The organism is Sphingomonas sp. GM_Shp_2 (assembly GCF_026540875.1).
Classification (GTDB): Bacteria; Pseudomonadota; Alphaproteobacteria; order Sphingomonadales; family Sphingomonadaceae; genus Sphingomonas; species Sphingomonas carotinifaciens.
In genome coordinates this window covers 15,342-31,759 of record NZ_JALNUQ010000048.1, presented here as the reverse complement: position 1 = coordinate 31,759, position 16,418 = coordinate 15,342, and the positions used below count along the sequence as shown (strand labels likewise).

Annotated in this window: 11 protein-coding genes; 7 read left to right on the top strand and 4 right to left on the bottom strand. The window is 61.0% G+C overall.

Annotated elements, in window-relative coordinates; all coding sequences use genetic code 11:
• Both OXR08_RS15005 and OXR08_RS15000 read right to left on the bottom strand, forming a co-directional pair.
• Nucleotides 1–2,015 (bottom strand): PAS domain-containing sensor histidine kinase (locus tag OXR08_RS15005; protein ID WP_267351096.1); only part of this gene is annotated, 2,015 nt, incomplete at its 3' end.
• Between the two features lie 247 nt (nt 2,016–2,262).
• A complete protein-coding gene (locus OXR08_RS15000; protein ID WP_267351094.1) occupies nt 2,263–3,357 on the bottom strand; it encodes an aldo/keto reductase in 1,095 nt (364 codons plus the stop codon).
• A gap of 95 nt (nt 3,358–3,452) precedes the next feature.
• Here OXR08_RS15000 and OXR08_RS14995 point away from each other — a divergent pair, with 95 nt between their 5' ends.
• The 5 genes from OXR08_RS14995 to OXR08_RS14975 all read left to right on the top strand — a co-directional run bounded on the left by OXR08_RS14995 (nt 3,453) and on the right by OXR08_RS14975 (nt 10,469).
• Nucleotides 3,453–4,337 carry a LysR family transcriptional regulator gene (locus OXR08_RS14995; protein ID WP_267351092.1) on the top strand — a complete coding sequence of 295 codons (885 nt, stop codon included), beginning with the start codon at nt 3,453–3,455 and terminating at the stop codon, nt 4,335–4,337.
• A 316-nt stretch (nt 4,338–4,653) separates the two neighbouring features.
• Nucleotides 4,654–5,799 (top strand): serine hydrolase, encoded by a 1,146-nt coding sequence (locus OXR08_RS14990; RefSeq protein ID WP_267351090.1) that lies wholly within the window; start codon nt 4,654–4,656, stop codon nt 5,797–5,799.
• 413 nt (nt 5,800–6,212) lie between these two features.
• On the top strand, nt 6,213–6,656 hold the full coding sequence (locus OXR08_RS14985; RefSeq protein WP_267351098.1) for a YfiR family protein: 444 nt from the start codon (nt 6,213–6,215) through the stop codon (nt 6,654–6,656).
• Nucleotides 6,657–6,658: 2 nt separating this feature from the next.
• On the top strand, nt 6,659–8,698 hold the full coding sequence (locus OXR08_RS14980) for a TonB-dependent receptor (RefSeq protein ID WP_267351088.1): 2,040 nt from the start codon (nt 6,659–6,661) through the stop codon (nt 8,696–8,698).
• A complete protein-coding gene (locus OXR08_RS14975; RefSeq protein WP_267351086.1) occupies nt 8,688–10,469 on the top strand; it encodes a methyl-accepting chemotaxis protein in 1,782 nt (593 codons plus the stop codon). Before OXR08_RS14980 ends, OXR08_RS14975 begins: the two co-directional genes overlap by 11 nt.
• Nucleotides 10,470–10,934: 465 nt before the next feature.
• Here OXR08_RS14975 and OXR08_RS14970 read toward each other — a convergent pair whose 3' ends face one another.
• A complete protein-coding gene (locus OXR08_RS14970) occupies nt 10,935–11,177 on the bottom strand; it encodes a hypothetical protein (RefSeq protein WP_267351083.1) in 243 nt (80 codons plus the stop codon).
• A 99-nt stretch (nt 11,178–11,276) separates the two neighbouring features.
• Nucleotides 11,277–11,969: a phytanoyl-CoA dioxygenase family protein gene (locus OXR08_RS14965; RefSeq protein WP_267351081.1), complete on the bottom strand. Its 693-nt coding sequence runs from the start codon at nt 11,967–11,969 to the stop codon at nt 11,277–11,279.
• Between the two features lie 361 nt (nt 11,970–12,330).
• On the opposite strand from OXR08_RS14965, the gene OXR08_RS14960 reads away from it, so the two are divergent.
• Together OXR08_RS14960 and OXR08_RS14955 are read left to right on the top strand one after the other, a co-directional pair.
• Nucleotides 12,331–15,579, top strand: coding sequence for an N-6 DNA methylase (locus OXR08_RS14960; RefSeq protein ID WP_267351079.1), 3,249 nt, complete (start codon nt 12,331–12,333; stop codon nt 15,577–15,579).
• The gene (locus OXR08_RS14955) at nt 15,579–16,163 is read left to right on the top strand and encodes a Fic family protein (RefSeq protein WP_267351077.1); all 585 of its coding nucleotides are present in this window, start codon (nt 15,579–15,581) and stop codon (nt 16,161–16,163) included. Before OXR08_RS14960 ends, OXR08_RS14955 begins: the two co-directional genes overlap by 1 nt.
• The last annotated feature ends 255 nt before the right edge of the window (nt 16,164–16,418 follow it).

Below are 16,418 nucleotides of genomic sequence, written 5' to 3'. Positions count from 1 at the left end.
AGTTCCATACCGGGCTCGAGATGACCGTTTCCGACTGCGGCATTCTCGGCATAGCCGGTGATAAAGAGAACCTTCAAACCGGGGCGAAGCGATCGGGCGGCATCGGCGACCTGTCGGCCGTTCATACCGTTGGGCAAGCCTACGTCGGTAATGAGGAGATCGATCCTCGCCCCCGACTGCAGCACCTTTACCCCTGCCGCACCATCCGCCGCTCCGATCACGGTGTAGCCAACCTCATCGAGCACCTCGTCGACTAGATGGCGAATGGTAGCTTCGTCATCGACGATCAGGACCGTACCGCTGCCGCTGTCCGGCAACGCCGCCTCATGCTCTCCGCTCTCGTTCGACGCATCGCCGCTGTAGCGCGGCAGGTAGATGCACAAGGTCGTGCCCATGCCTACCTCGGAGTAGATGCGCACCTGGCCTCCCGACTGCCGGGCAAAGCCGTAGATCATTGATAAGCCCAGCCCCGTACCCTGTCCTATCGGTTTGGTAGTGAAGAAGGGCTCGAACGCGCGCTCGATGGTGTGTGCGTCCATGCCGCAGCCTGTGTCGGTGACGCAAATCGACAGATACTGCCCTGGTGGCAGGTCCCGCTCACGCCCGCTGCGGTCATCCAGCCACTTGTTGGCCGTCTCGATGGTGATGCGGCCGCCTTCAGGCATGGCATCTCGCGCGTTAATGCACAGGTTGAGGATCGCATTTTCAAGCTGGCCGGCATCGATGTTGGCCGTCCACAGGCCTCCGGCGCCGACGATCTCCAACGTGTTCTCGGGGCCGATCGTACGTCGGAGGAGATCCTCCAGGCCGGCGATCAGCCGGTTGATGTCGGTGGGCTTGGGGTCGAGGGTCTGGCGGCGCGAGAACGCGAGCAGCCGCTGCGTCAGGGAGGCGGCACGTCGGCCGGCTCCTTGCGCCGCGAGCACGAGGCGATCGAGATCATCGATCCGGCCTTTCGCCACCCGGTGCTGCAGGAGCTCGAGATTGCCCATCACGCCGGTCAGAAGATTGTTGAAGTCGTGAGCAAGACCGCCGGTCAGCTGTCCAACCGCCTCCATCTTCTGCGCTTGGCGGAGCGATTCTTCGATCCGCTCCTGATCGGTGAGATCGCGGCCGATGATGTAGAAGAGATCGGACTTCACGTCGGGAACGGCGGTCCACATGACCGTGCGCGTGGTGCCATCGCTTGCCAGCACATGATCGACGAAGCCGGTCACCATCTCACCCTGGGCAAGCGTGGCGACGACGTTCGCCGTTTCGGCGTGATCGGCCGGATCGATAATCTCGATGAACGGACGGGTCAGCAGTTCGTCCTCGGTCCAGCCGAGCAGCCGTGTCCAGGCCGGATTGACCTGGATGAGATAGCCGTCGAGCCGAGCCGTTGCCATCAGGTCGTTGGTCAGCTGCCACACGCGGTCACGTTCGGCGGTGCGTTCCTCGACGCGCTGTTTCAGAATTTCATTTGCGGCATGAAGGTCCGCCTGACTCTTCTTCAGAGCCGCGTCGGCCAGCACCCGCTCGGTGGTTTCGGTGGTGAAGATGAACAGGCCGGCGATCTCACCATCGCCGTCGAGAACGCGCGAATAGGAGAAGGTGAACCAGGTGTCTGCCGGCCCGCGATCGGTATCAAGCTTCCATGGCAGATCGATGAACCGCTGACTGCGACCGGCGAATGCCTCGGTTATGATCGGCTCTGCCTGATCCCAGGCGTCAGCCCAGACCTCCCTGAACGGCGTCCCCATCGCCCAGCTCACTCGCGGGCCGAGCAGTGGAAAGTATGTCTCGTTGAAGAAGAAGGTAAGCTCCTCCCGTCCCCACGCCAGGATCATCGATTCCGGTGAGTTGAGGACGGTGCTGAGCGTCGCCTTCAATGCCTCGGGCCACCCGGCGGGTTCGCCTAATGGATGGCCACTCCAGTCGCGCGCCAGGATGAGACGGGTCGCTTCTCCCCCGCCAGCGAGGAAGCGGAGATGACGCGGCAGGGGGAGCGGATTAGCAATGTCGAACGCGGGCATACTGCTGGCCTGATACTTTCAAGCGTCTCGCCTGCAAAGGCTGGCATCCGTCTCGTGATCGAATGGTCGAGCGGTTTCGTCTGTCCCGTATGGAATGGTGCATTGCGAACGCCGGCTTATGGTTGCGGTGGCCACGCACCCCAAAAGACGGTCTCAGGAAGGAAGCGAGACCCATTAGCGGCCACTCGGAACAGGTTTGCGGTTTCCCAACACCGGACGCTTGTTCATTGGGGGGCAGCGGCCAATGCTATCTCCACGCCTCCACAGCGCTGCCGCCGAAAATGCTCTCACGCGGCAGGTTGAAGATGAAGTAAGGGTTCAGCTGCGGCGGCGCCCCAACAGCGTCCAGCCGCCTTCGCTGCTCCGGCGACAGCACGATTTCGAGTGATGCTACGTTCTCCCGCACCTGTTCCAGCCGGCTCGCTCCCATTAGCACCGACGAGACACCCAGTCGGCCGGCCACCCAGGCGAGCGCCACCTGCGCCATCGAGCGGCCGACATCCTCCGCCACGGCGCGCAGCTCGTCGACGATGTCGAAGTTCGTGTCCGTAAACAGCATCCCGCCATAAGGATTGTCGCCGTTGAGGCGACCGTCGCTTCCGCCCGTGTGTCCACCCGCCTTGTTCGGGACGCGGCCCGCCGGACCGAAGTCGGCGAGCTTCTCACGGCCATACTTGCCCGTGAGCATACCAAAGCAGAGCGGACTCCACGCCACCAATCCCAGGCCGAGCGCCCGTCCGGCGGGCACCAAGTCCAGCTCGACGCCGCGATCGATAAGCGAGTAACTATACTGCAATCCGATCGGTTCGGGCAGCCCGTGGACACGCGCCAGGGTCGCGATCTGCGCGACATACCAGCCGGGCGCGTTGGAGAAGCCGTAGTAGAGGATGTCGCCACGCCGCACCGCGTCGGTCAGCGCGCGCAACACCTCCTCGGCCGGCGTCGTGCGGTCCCAGACATGCGTCCAGTACATGTCAATATGGCCACTGCCGAGCCGCCTCAGCGACCCCTCCAGGCCGTCGCGGATGTTGCGCGCCGAATTGCCACCTGAGAGCGGATTGCCCTCACCGCGGGGAAAGCCGGACTTAGTCGCGATTACCATCCGGTCGCGGCCACCGCGTTCGCGCAGGAAGCGTCCAATCATCGCCTCGCTCTCGCCGCCGGAATACACGTCCGCAGTATCGATGAAGTTGCCGCCCGCCTCGGCATAGGCGTCGAAGATGGCGCGCGATCCAGCCTGATCGGCGCCCCAGCGGCCGGCACCGAAGGTCATCGTGCCCAGCGCCAGTGGGCTCACCGCCAGCCCCGAGCGGCCCAGCGTGCGAAAGTTGGTCAGGTCCATGACTCGTCACTCCTCGTTTCACTATGGAAGTAGGGTACGACCGACCGCTGGATTAGCCGTTGCGGACCACAAGGGCTTGTGAGCATGATGCATCAATGCAGCGCGGCGACCTCAACGATCTCGCGGCGTTCGCCAGCGTCGCCCGGCAGCGCAGCTTCACGCGAGCCGCTGCCGAGCTCGGTCTTTCGCCGTCCGCGCTGAGCCACGCAATGAAGGCTTTGGAGGAGCGGCTCGGCGTTCGACTTCTCGCGCGCACCACCCGTTCTGTTGCGCCGACCGCGGCGGGCGAGCAGCTCCTTCGTTCGCTCGATCCAGCCCTTACGCAGTTGAAACAGGGCTTGGCGTCGCTCGCCGACTGGCGGGACGCACCCTCGGGTACCGTGCGGTTGACCACTTTCGGTTACGCGGCGCGCACCATCCTCGCGCCCCGTCTGCCAAGCTTCCTGCTGGATCATCCCGACGTGTCCGTTGAGGTCACCGTTGAAGACAGGCTGATCGATCTCGTGGCGGGCGGCTTCGATGCCGGCATCCGCCTTGGCGAGGCGGTCGAGCGCGACATGGTGACCGTGCCGGTCGGTCCGGACCTGCGCACGGTTGTCGTGGGCACGCCAGCCTACTTCTCTCGCCATGCCCCGCCCGAGACGCCGGCGCACCTCGATCGCCACGTCTGCGTCAACTACCGCTTGCTGGGCGGCGGCGGCCTTCTGCCCTGGGAATTCGAGGAGGAAGGAAGAGACCTCAGGCTGAAGGTTTCCGGGCAGCTCATCGTCAACGACGAGGTCCTAGCGGCGGCGGCGGTGCGCGCTGGCGCCGGACTCGGCTATCTGATGGAGCACGACGTGGCCGATGAGATCGCGGATGGCCGGCTTGTTCAAGTCCTCGCGGCTTGGTGCCCGAGCTATCCGGGGTGCCGCCTCTACTACCCTGATCGCCGGGTCACTCCTGCTCTGCGTGCACTGATCAACGCGCTTCGGCTGTGACCCATTTCCTGTCACAAAAGGCCACCTGATCGGGAGAAAAAGCGAACTATCTGCGCCATATAAGCAGATTGCAGTACCCTGGCAGTAATGGAATGATGCGACGATGCGGATACTAAAATCAGCCGTTCTCGCTTTCTTTATGTCGGTATCCGCGAACGCACAGATCGCCCAGCCTTCTGCCGGTACCTATCCACGCGCGGTGGCGGCGGGGTATAAGGCAGCGCTCTATTGCTCTGGCATCTTCAACGCCGGGCGGGCCCCAGCGCAGATCGATGCTAACGAACTGACCGGCATCTATCCCGATTATGACAAGATCGTGCCGACGCTGACCGCGCAGATCAACCGCGTGCACGGGGCCGTCGCCGTTGCCTTCGATCCCGCGCTGCCGCCGCGATACGCAGTGTGGCAAGATGGCCGCGGTTGCGTAACGCTGCCGATCGGTAGCAAGGCACCGGCGAACAGCAGATCGGCGCCCCCCCCACCGATTGCGGGCGCAGACCCCCGCCCCTGGCCACAAGGCGATGCCGGCATTGCTGCGCCCCCTTCCGCGCCACTGGCCGAGCCCGTCGGCAAGGCGTTTGCGGATGAATATGGCGCGGGCGCCAAGACGGTCGGCGTGATCGTCGTGAAGGACGGCAAGGTCGTTGCCGAACGCTATGCTAGCGGGTTCGGGCCGTACGTATCGAACCGTACTTGGTCGGTCGCTAAGTCGATTGCCGGAACGCTGATCGGCCTTGCTGATGCCGGCGCATCCCAGGCGGCCGCCGCTGTGCCACAGTGGCCAGAAGGGGACCCGCGGCGATCGATCACGCTCGACCACCTTTTGCGTATGGCGTCAGGCCTTCACAGCGATACCGCCGGCAACCGCACCGACGCGATCTATTTCGGCGGAACGGCCGTGGACGAGCAGGCGGTTTCCTGGCCTCTGGAGGCTCAGCCCGGCACACGCTTCCGCTATGCGAACAACGACATCCTACTCGCGGTTTATGCCACGCGGCACAGGATCGGCGAGGACCGGTATCGCACGTTGCCGAACGAACTGTTCGGCAAGCTCGGCATGACGCACACAGTCGCGGAGACGGACTGGCACGGCAACTATATCCTTTCCAGCCAGGTGTGGTCGACCGCCCGCGACCTCGCACGGCTTGGACTATTCTGGTCCCAGGACGGGGTCTGGGCGGGCCAGCGCCTGCTGCCTGCAGGCTGGATGCGCACCATGACGGCGCCGAGCGGACCGCAACCGACGAGCGGCCCCGGCTATGGTGCGACGATGTGGCTGTTCGGCCCCCAACAGGGGCTGCCGATGGGCAGCTTCGCTGCGCAGGGCAACCGTGGGCAGTATGTGATGGTCATCCCTGCGCGACATCTGGTGATCGTTCGACGCGGCGAGGATCCGGGCGCAGCCCGTTTCGACATCGCGCGCTTCGCCGCTGATGTCGCCGCAGCGCTGCCCCCTCAGTAGGCATGTCCCTTACGGCTTTTCTTCCATTTCTACGAAGGGATTTCACTATGAAACCATGGGATCAAACCCCTAGTCAGTCATAAGCCCTCGATTGGCTTCTGCGGTCGTCCGCGACATACGCTCGGCATCTCGGGCGATCTGATCATCGTCCAGTTTGCAGCGCAGCCACCCGCACTTCGTGGAGCCTGCCGTTGTCCCTGTGGGGGAACGTCCCTCTGACTGTTCAGTCGGAATCGCCTTCTATGGTCTTCTACCGTACCGATCACGACGCTGAACAAGACCATTAATCAATTAGATAGCGCTGGCCTTCACCAAGCCCACTCAATGTGGGGGTAATCTTGATTAGACCTTGGTCATGGGCGTTTGGTGTAGCTGCGTTGGGTAGCGCTGCACCGCTTGGCGCGGAATTGAACGTGCCCATCGCAACCCGCGTCGTTTCGTTCGTTCAGCCCGGACCGTCGGGCATCGTCACTGCCGCAATAGTGTTTGAACCAGGCAACGGCGCCTCGGAGGCCGAGGCGAACGCGATCGAGCGTGCCATCGGTGCAGGAATAACAGCAGGACGGGCCACCATCCGGGTAAAACGCGTGCCGATTGGGGCGATCGGCGCATTATCAGGCTACCGCGTCGCGTTCGTTACCGCCGGTCTTCGCAGCGAACACAGCACCATTGCGGCCGCGGCAGCGAGATCATCAGTCCTCACCATATCGTCTGATCCCGCATGCGTGCAATCCGGCCGTTGTGTCGTCGGGGTCACTTCTGCCCCCAAGACGCAGATTACGATCAACCGCGCTGCTGCGCGCGCCACGAATGTTCGGTTCGGTTCGGCATTCCTCATGCTGGTCAAGGAAATTTGATAATGCCCGCCATTCTTCCCGCCATCAGGCTGCGGGCCATTCTTGCGGCTGGCATTATCCTGTGCCCCTCGGCTGCCATGGCACAGGCCGTCGATTATCAGGCATTGCAGGATACAATCGGCGAGCCTGTCACCACCAGCGTTGCCGGAAAGCCGCAACGTGCCTCAGAGCTGCCGGCCTCCACAATCATCATCACGCGGACGGATATTGCCCGCTCGCCTGCCCGTGACGTTCCAGGGTTGCTGAAAACCTATGCCGGCATCGACGTGAACCGTTGGACGGCGGGACAAAGCGACGTCGCAGTACGTGGCGGCGTCCAGACCTACAATGCAAGGCTGCTTGTTCTGGTCGATGGCAGGCAGGTCTATCTTGACCATTACGGCATGACGAATTGGAACTTGCTCGGCGTTCAGCTTGAGGAGATCCAACAGATCGAACTGGTCCGTGGTCCGGCAAACGCACTGTTCGGCTTCAACGCTGCAAGTGGCGTGGTCAACATCGTCACCCGTCGGGCAGGCGCCGCTCCATCTTTGACGGCGACAGCAGAGCTCGGCAATCATGACATCGGCAAGGTGGCAGGTGCCGTACGGCTACCGATGACCCCGTCAATCGGCATCAGGCTCTCCGGAGCACATGCCCGCGAAGACGAACGTGACATCCCGGCGTCGCTGATACAGCCAGCAATGATTGCAAACGTTGCAAGTGATCAGATCGCTGGGGATGTCTCGGCATCCTTCAACGGACTGGAAGCCGTACTGGGTGGTGGGTATGCCTCCAACAGCCAGATCGAATACTTACCCAGCCAGCTGCTTTCCAACCAGGATTACAGCAGTCACAATCTTCATGCATCTGCCGCTCACGATACATCATGGGGTGGAATTACGCTTAACGGGTACGTCAATTGGCTGACTGCGAAATACGGTATCGGCACGACCGTCGATGCCAGTGTTCCGATCATCTTCAAGAACCGGATCATCGTTACCCAGGCGTCTTCGATCCTGCGCTTGAGCACGGCTGGTACGCTACGCGTGGGCGTTGAATACCGTAACAACAGGCTTGCCTCGATCGACCAGTTTTCGGATGTCGTCTCCTATGACGTTGCATCCGCTAATGCGCTGCTCGATGTTCATGCCAGTGAACGCATTTCGATCACCGCAGCAGGTCGCCTCGAACGTCTCTGGCTGAGCCAGTCCGGTGCCGTTCGCCAGCCAGCGTATGACGATCCGCGCGATTTTGATCGCGCTTTCACCCGCTTCAGCTTCAACGCTGCGCTGCTTGTCCACGTTGATGCGCGCAATCTGTTGCGGCTGAACGGCGGGCACGGCTATCAATTACCGTCACTGGTGAATTTCGGCACACGGCTCCCGATCGTAACACCATCCCCTATTCCAGTTTTTGTCACTGGCTCTCCTCGTATGAGCCCGGTTGGAATATGGAGCGGCGAGCTCGGTTATGTTCACACCTCTGGCGACACGCGCTTGGAAGCGACGGCGTTCGTCACGCGCACCAACAATGCCATTGCCTCCCCCGGAGACGGCCTACAGACTGAATTATTTCTGTTGCCTACCCCGTCCCTCGTCGCGCGCTTCAGAGCCATCGGCGATTATACCACTTACGGCACATCCATTTCGGTGTCGGGGATAGTCGGTAGACTAACGTGGCGGGGCAATTACACCTGGACGCATACCGATGAGCAACTCGGCTCGCTGGTCCAACCGATACCCTATGCCTTATCGCCGGAGTCGACGACCCCGGTTCACAAAGCCAACATCGTAGTTGGGTATGCAATCGACCGGCTGTCGCTTTCTGGCGTCGCCCGTTACACCTCTGCGACCCGGCAATTCGCGTTTTCTTCCGAACCGAGACTGATGCTTTACCGCGTCAACGACGCAGTCGCGCTCGATGCACGGGCTGGCTGGCGTCTCGCTCCAGCCCTTGAACTATTTGCTGCTGGCGAGAACCTGACGCTGGCTGCAGGCTCCGCAGGCTCACCGATTCCCGCGGACCGTCGTGTGCGAGCAGGAGTCCGCGTTGCGCTTTGACCAGCTTTCTCGGCTGTCGGATCGGCTTGAGTGGAAGCTCAAGCTGGCCGACCGGCCAATATCCGGAAAGGTGGCGGCGACGCCGCTCATCATGCTCGTGCTGTTCGTTGTCATGGCCGCGGCCAGCACAACAGCGCTGCTGATCGTCGGGCGTGGCGTAGATCACATCGTCAACCGCGATATGCGCGACATCAGCCAGTTGAACGCAATCACGCAACGGTTCGATACCGCCAACTCGAATGTGTATAACCTCCTTGTTACGAAGGCAGCATCTTCGGGACTAACGATCGACGCGCAGGTAAAGGCCATCAATGGCGATCTGAACGGCGTGCGAACGGCGCTGATCGATTATCAGCGCAATCACCGTGAGCAGGAGGCGGTGCTGGGAAACGTAGTGTCCGAGCTGGACCGCTACAGGGCCAGCGTAGATGTTTTGACATCAATGTTGGAGGTTGATTTCGCCAGTGCCGCTACAATGGTAGCGCCTTTTCGCAGCAACGCACAACGCATCGACAATCAGATCCGGCACGTCGCGGACGCTGGGGTGCGCCAGGCGAACGAGAGCGCCCAAAGCGCGCTGCTGGCAACCCGTATCACTATAGCTATCCAGTTGCTGGTCCTGTTCATAGGAACGGGGCTGAGCCTGTTGATGGCCTATGTGGTCGGGCGCTCGATCGTACGCTCGGTCGCTGGCATCGCTGCGGCCACGGACTCTGTCATGAACGATGCCGATGTGGATCTCGCAGCGCTACAGCGTAGAGACGAACTCGGGCTCGTAGTGAACGCCCTTGCTGCCTTTCAAAAACAGCGCAAAGAAGCAGCGCTTCTGGCGCAACAAGCAGCTATCCTGCACCAGCAAGCGGAGGCGACGAAGCAACAGCAGGCGCAGGCAATTGCCGAGATGGAGGAACAGGCCCGGCGAGAGCGTGAGAAAACGCTGGCAACGCTGGCGGAGGCATTTGAAAAGCAGGTCAGCGGCGTCATCCGGGATGCGCAGGAGGCGATGGAACTCTTGGAGGTCAATGCTGTCTCGTTGCGGGAGGCGATCAACGGCAACCGTGCACTTGCTCAGCAACTCGACGATATTGCCCAGCTTTTCGCCACCGAAATGCATGAAGCCGGGCAACAGACACATTCGCTTGCACGTGCATTCGAGGAAATAGATCGTGAAGTTGCTGGCACCAGCCTCGCTGCCCGGTCGATCAATGACCACGCGCAGAGCGCGAACGAAACCGTCGGGTTGTCGCAAGTCCAAGCTGCCAGTATCGAGCAGATTGTAGATGTAATTACGGCCATTACGAAACAGACTAATCTCTTGGCGCTCAACGCGACTATTGAAGCCGCCCGCGCTGGCCCCGCCGGTGCCGGCTTTGCCGTCGTCGCAGCCGAGATAAAGTCGCTGGCCATGCGCACTGGCGCAAGCGCTGGTGACGTTCGCAGTAAGATCGAATCCGTCCAAGGTCATATCAAGTCTGTTGTTGCCAGTACCGGAAGCTTGTCTGCGCTGATTGGCAGTCTGGATGATGGTGCCAGCCGCGTAGCCCACATGTCCCGAGGGCAAAGCGATGCAATAGATCAAATCAATAGGCGCATTATCGCCGTAGAGGAGCGCAGCCAAATGCTTGCTGAGGCCAGCAAGCAGATAAACTCCTCCGCCATTCAGAATCTTGCTTCAGTAGGAAAGGTTCAAAATTCAGGAGGCATTTTGAAGCACACACTTAAGGTTTTGGCAGATGACGCTCACGGATTCATGCGGCATTTCTCTCGATAATCATGGTAGAAGTGACTGCTTACGGAAGAAGGTGACACTTATATCTGAATATATTTCATCGTCCGCACGGTAAAGCCTGCGCTGGGATAGCGCAGACCTGCCACAATTTCCAGTTATCGCTCATGCGCTCCGCGCACCGTGCCACCCAGTCGCGGATCGCAGATTCAGCGACCATCAGTTCGGCAAACCAGAAGCCGCCAGCCCGAAAGCGGCTCAATTCAACCCGTCGTGACACCCGACGCTAGGATGACAGCTACTCGGCCGGTTCTTGCCAGTCTGCGTCCAACCGATAGGGCGCGAGAAGCAGACATCTGTATAGATAACCGTTGGAAACGCTAAGACCCACTTTCGGCCGTTCAGCCTGCCTCACTCATTTCCCGACTTCATCCATTCGTTAAGCCGAACGGCGCGACAGCTCAGTCGCGATGCTGAGCCGGTCGATCAAGCCTTTGATGGTTGGGCCACTTAAATCGCAGGCAAGTGGCGGCTCACCTTTGTCTTCGGGAGCTGGACGAGTTCGGGCTGCATGAAGTCGTAGTTGTCCGGTATGTCGAGGCAGATCACGCGTTTGCCCCCGAGAGCCGCCCGGAAGCGTGGCTGCAGCTTGTTGCAATGCGCCTCCTCCATGACGAAGATAACGTCGGCCCATGCGAGTAACTCGGCCGTGAGCGGATTGTCGGCGTTGTGCTTGGTGCCGGCAGAGTCCATCTCCAAGTTCTCCCGGCACGAGAACACCTGTTTCGGCCGTGGGGCTGCGTAGCATACGAACAGCACCATCCGAATGCGGGGATGCCTCAACCCTGGCACCTACACGCCGCGCCAGGCGAGCGGGCCTGGGGCCGCGTCAGCCGAGAAGTCGATTTGGAGGACGCGACGCCGTCGCGGCGGATCGGCCGCGAGCGAGGCGTGAACGATCGACGTGGCGTAGAGCCAAACATCACCCCGTTCAGCAAGACAGAGCCGCTCGCCTAAGGTAGTCACAACTCGTCCGATCTCTGCTTCGGGCAGGCGCCCCAATCTATGCGAGCCGGGCACGATGCGTAGCGGCGCGTTGCGCTCGTCAACCGCATCGAGGTGCACGCGCAGCGTCACCATGCGCTCGAGGATCTCGAATGGCGGCTCCACCTGGATCAGCCCGGACTTCACCGTCCACGGACCGTACCCCTCCGTGTCGATACGCTCCTCGACGACGATCGTGCGGTCTTGGTGCCAGCCGAGCGCCCAGTTCCTCTCTGCGGTCTTGTCGAACAAGATTGCACGTACGGGGCGAGCCTGTTCCCCAAGCGCAGACACCGCGATCACGCCAATCGGTCCAGCGTCACCAAGGAAGGGTTGCAGCTGCCGCCCCTCCCCTATCCGCACGCCCGGCCTGCTCGTCGGCAGCGCGACCAAGGCAGTCTCGAGGCGACCGCACGCACCTTCGTCCAGAGCTTGCGCGAACAGCTGGGCTCCATCATCGTTGAGGGTAAGGTCAGCGGAGCGGCGGATGGCTGAGAGCATGAGGCTGAGGCTAGTGCGACCTGCCCTCGGCGTCGACCCGGACCCACAATACGACATTCGCCGGTCGTTTGGCGCTGCCCAACTTCGGACATCCATTCATGTTTGCACGACACTTTAACCAGCGATGGCGGAAATATTGAGACGTGGGACTTTGTGGCAATTCCTGCGGTGAGAGCTGAACGGCAATTTTTATCGAATGCGACGTTTGCGATCCGTAACGCTCAACGCCGTTAGACGGGCGAGACTGGCCGATTGCCGACAGACCGGCTCCAATCAGACGGTCGCGGTCACGTACCTGCCGGACGGCGTTCATAGGCCGGTATTTCTGGACCTCGACATCCACGCGATGCCATAAAGCCTTATGCCTTTGTTCAACTCAAAAATTATCCGAAACGCCGTCGCCGCTTACGCTTGGCGCCCGACTCCCGACCAGACCGCCGCAGCTCAAGAATGGGCAGCCATGGCCTCTGATCCGGGGATTGACCTTAAGAACGAGAGCCAGCTCGAACAGGAATTTAACCATGTCGTAATGCAGCGGGTGCTGGGCTATGCCGTGTCTCGCCCGGGCGCGCCCGGCACAATGGAAGCCAAGCAGAGCATCCCCGGCGGCACGATTGTTGATGTCGCGCTCGGCCATTTCGCGCCGAGCGAGGCACGGATCGTCGCCCCGCTGGAACTGAAGGGCCCGAAGGTCGCGCTTGATCGCATCATGCCAGGCCGCGCCAAGACGCCGGTCCAGCAAGCTTGGGACTACGCGATGGATGCGCCGGGTGCGCGCTGGGTGCTGGTCTGCAACATGCGCGAGCTCAGGCTCTACGCGTTCGGCCATGGTCGCCAGCTTCACGAGAGCTTCGACCTCCGCAAGATCGACCAGCTGGACGAGCTCCTTCGCCTACGGCTGCTTCTGGGCGTGGACCGGCTGCTCACCGATGAGACCACGCTGCTGCTCGATTGCAGTGCGCAGGCAGATCGGGACGTCACTAACCAGCTCTATCGCGACTATAAGGACGTGCGCGCCCAGCTGATGACCTTCGTTGCCGCTCAACACCCTGCGATCGGCACCGAGGATCGCATACGCCTCGTCCAGACCGTGCTCGACCGCCTGCTGTTCATCGCCTTCGCCGAGGACAAGGGCCTACTACCGCAGCGCAGCCTAGCCCGGGCGACTACCTACACCGATCCCTATTATCCGCGTCCCAAGTGGGAGCAGGTCGCCAAGCTGTTCGAATGGATCGACAAGGGCGCCCCACCGCACAACATCCCGCGCTACAACGGTGGCCTGTTCGCTGCCGACTCTCTGATCGACGGCCTCGCTCTTCCCGATCACCTTGTCGAGCAGTTCGGCAAGATCGCCGGCTATGACTTTGCGAGCGAGGTATCGGTCACTATCCTCGGCCATATCTTCGAGCAGTCGATCACCGACATCGAGAACGAGAAAGCCGCTGCCCAGCTCGAGGCGCCGCCGTCCTCACCGAAGAAGAAGCGCGAGGGCGTCGTCTACACGCCCGATTTCATCACCCGCTTTATCGTCGAACAGACGATCGGTCGCCATCTTTCCGAAATCAGCGAGGCGTTGCTGCCGGGCCTCGGCAAGCGCGGCAAAGACGGGGAAATCATCTGGCGCAATAAAAGCTCGGCGGAGGCCGATTACTGGTCCGCCTATCTCGATCGCCTGACCACGCTCCGCATCGTTGACCCCGCCTGCGGATCGGGCGCCTTTTTGATCGCGGCGTTCAACTTTCTCCAAGCCGAGCAGAAGCGGGCGCGGGACCGGCTGAGCGAGCTTCGCCCCGGCATCCTGACTCATGCGTCACCGAACGCTGATGTCGAGATCATCACCAACAACCTGTTTGGTGTCGACGTCAACGCGGAATCGGTGGAGATCACCAAGCTCGCTCTTTGGCTGCAGACCGCCAAACGCGAGCGCGCGCTCGAAAGCCTCGACGGCAACATCTTCCACGGTAACAGCCTAGTCGAGGATGCCGCCTATCATCCCCGCCCGTTCGACTGGGCGACACGGTTTGCAGCCGTTATGGCCGAAGGCGGGTTCGACATCGTGCTAGGCAACCCTCCTTACGTACGCATGGAATTGCTAAAGGTAATCAAGCCGCACCTGCAGGCGCGCTTCGCCGTCGCCAGCGATCGTGCCGATCTCTACGCCTATTTCTTCGAGCTTGGAGTTAAACTGCTGAAACCTGGCGGGCAGTTAGGCTTCATTTCGTCATCCTCTTTCTTTCGCACCGGATCGGGCAAGCCGCTGCGCACCTTCCTCGCGGAGAAGAGCAGGATCGAGAGCATCGTCGATTTCGGCGATCTCCAGGTGTTCGAGGGGGTAACCACCTATCCGGCGATCGTCACGCTGCGGAAAGGTTCCGGAACCGCGACTGACGAAGCGCTGCGCTATCTTACCGTTCGCGCCTTGCCCGATGACCTCGGCAAGGTGTTCGACCAGGAGGCGCGATCGATGCCGCACGATCGGCTGAGCAGCGGCACCTGGCGGTTCGAGAGCGACCTGCTCGATACGATCCGCGCCAAGATTGCTTTAGGGCGGCCAACACTGGCAGAGGTTTATGGCGCACCGCTTTACGGCATCAAGACTGGCCTCAACGACGCATTCGTCCTGACACGCGAGAAGCGCGACGCGATCATCGCCAACGCCCGACCCGGCGACCGTTCCGCCGACCTGCTCAAGCCGTTCCTAATCGGCGAGAACCTCAAGCGCTGGCATGCCGAGAGCGACGATCTTTGGCTGGTCTACACGCCGAAGAACAGCATCGACATCGACGATTATCCAGCTCTTCGGGATCATCTGATATCCTATCAAGAACGACTTGAGGCACGCGCGACGAGACAGCACTGGTGGGAGCTGCAGCAGGCACAACTCAGGTACCAGCCCCATTTCGACGAGCCGAAGCTAATCTGGCCGCACTTTCAAAGCCGAGGGTCTTTCAGCATCGAAAAATCGCCGTTCTACCTGAACAATAAATGCTTTTTCATCGATCGACCGGATGAGGCGTTGGCGGCCTATCTCAACAGTCGGTTGGCCTGGTTCATCCTGACCTCGATCGCCCGCATAAAGCAGGGCGGATATATCGAAGCCGAGGCTCAATATGTCGGTACGTTACCGATCCCGTTTCAAGGCGGAGATGAGGCTCTGGCGGCGCTAGGCCGTGCCGCCGCCACCGACCAGGCCGCGCTGGTCGATTTGGTCGCATCTGTTCGCCATCGCCTCGACGATTTTGGAAACACGAAAGGCTTTGGCTCCGCCTTTGCTGCGTGGCCGTCGCTGACATTTGCCGATCTTAGAGCGGCGCTATTGAAGCGCTTCAAGATCACCATACCGGTTAACGACCGTGACGAATGGGAGCGGTGGTTCGAGGGCAAGCGCGCCGAGGCCGCAGTACTGCGACGACGTATCGCCGAGGCCGAGGCCGGGATCGACGCGCGAGTCTACCGCTTGTTCGAGCTTACGCCGACTGAGATCGCAGCAGTTGAGGGTTCGTTGGCCGTCACCTCACCGGCGCTCACCCTTGCCGGCTATGAGGCTATCAGTGCGGTTGAGGGCCTAAGCCTTTCCGAAGAGGCGCGTGGCCGGCTGGCCGCCGCTTGATGGTCGGCGATCGCTACGAGACCGGCAACGACCCCGCTTGCTATCCCGGTTCCAAGGTCCTTCGAAACATTCCCGACCTGCGGGATCTGGCTGAGCTGGACGCATTCGAAGTGGAGGCAGTCGGTGCGCGAAGCCTCCAACCGCCTCCGATGGGCGCCTTCGACCCAAGTCATTATCGGGCGCTTCACCGTCATCTTTTTCAAGATGTATATGAATGGGCCGGCGTGGATCGCACGATCAGGACCGGAAAGGGCGGTAATTGGTTTTGTTATCCGGAATATATAAACGCTGAGATGGTGAAGCTGTTTGCGACGCTCAATGCGCCTGCATTCCAGCCTGGATCCGATGTTGAGAGCTTCGTTTCGGCAGTCGCCGATTTCCTCGGCGAGCTCAACGTCATTCATCCCTTCCGCGAAGGCAACGGTCGCACCCAGTTGCTCTTCGTTCGTCAGTTGGGCTTGCGTGCCGGCCACCCATTTCGTTCGGAAAATATAGAGGCGGACGCGTTTCTTAACGCGATGATCCTGAGCTTTCATGGTCAGATGGAGGCTTTGATCGATGAACTAGAACGTATGTTGGCATAACATGCAAACGCGGCCTCAATCTTTGAGGCACGAAATATTTGGCCGGTCCGCGACAACTCGTGAATCAAGCTGCGATTGGCCGTACAATCGCAAAGGATGGGAAAGGCGATGTAAAGCCATTTTGCGTGAACTGCGCCCCCTAGATCTTTTGACCCATACCCGGACATTCAGCGGCGACTTTCCCCTTGCCGGAAGCAGACGCTTGTTCATCTCTGCAGGTACGAACTAATTCCAGTTAATGGGTCTGCACCGGAT